We start from the raw sequence: 1,104 nt of genomic DNA on the forward strand, positions 1-1,104 counted from the left end.
TACGCTCTTGTTCTAAGGCTTTTGCAGCACGCAGCATTTTTAGTTCGTCTTTGAGCGTCAAGCCGTAGCCTGATTTTACTTCAACCGACGTAACCCCACTTGCTAACAAGCCATCTAAACGAGGCAACGCGAGCTCAATTAATTGCTCTTCAGTAGCTGCTCGAGTGGCCTTTACGCTGGAAAGGATACCGCCACCTTGCTTCGCTATTTCCTGATAAGGCACGCCGTTTAAGCGCATCTCAAATTCATTCGCGCGATTCCCCGCGTAAATTAAGTGGGTGTGGCAATCAATGAGTCCCGGCGTCAGAAGTTGACCTTGTAGGTCGATAGTTTGCGAATAGTGTTGAGGAGACAGAAGCGCTTCTATTTGAGGGGTGTCACTTCCAACTGGATGAGCACTGATAGCCGCGATGTGACCAGCTTGAATACCAACACGGGTTGGTGGCGTTGGTAAATAACCTGCTTCACCACGTTCCATGCTAACTAGTCGGGCATTCTCAATCAGCAAATCCATTCTCTCATTCCTACTTTGATTTGTATCTTTAAATGTATATACAAATAAATAGGTCAAAAAGAATGCGGTGACAAGCGTGATGTTGCTAAAATGTGATCAAAACGTAGTGGGAAAGGCTGTTTATATGCACCTAGAGCAGAACTTTAGAGCTCAGCTTGTACTTGTTACCTGGGTGGTAGAGTAGAGCTGTACTGACCAACTTGTCTTGGCTCCATGTTCTACGATTAAGAAGAAGACAAGGTTCATTGGCCTGCATTTTCAAATCCAGTTTGATGCGATTATCGGGAACAATGGCTTCAACCGTGTGTTCAATCGCGCTCAACGGACAGTTATTAGATAGGTATTGATTAGGAGTAATTTGGGTGAAGTCTTGGTTAAGATAACTCGGGGCGTATTGGCTGTTTACCCCACGCAGTTCTAACTGAATAGGTGTGCTGTCTTCATAGTGAATGATCTCACTGTAAAACACCGTTGTACCAAGCATTACACCAAGTTTTATTGCGATGCTATCATCCGCTTTTATCGCGACTTGCTGAACTACTTTACTGCTGTATTGGCGTCCTCGGTCACTGACTTCTTCCGCTATATTG

1 protein-coding gene and 1 pseudogene are annotated in these 1,104 nt (G+C 44.9%); both read right to left on the reverse strand.

Features of this window, described 5'->3' with window-relative positions; translation table 11 throughout:
* A pseudogene (locus tag R7P67_RS25925) lies at positions 1-514 on the reverse strand (imidazolonepropionase); the annotation flags it as partial.
* Positions 515-644: 130 nt separating this feature from the next.
* A partial coding sequence (locus R7P67_RS25930; protein ID WP_318086469.1) for a UTRA domain-containing protein occupies positions 645-1,104 on the reverse strand: 460 nt, incomplete at its 5' end.

The sequence above is a fragment of the Vibrio sp. Vb0937 genome, from assembly GCF_033338855.1.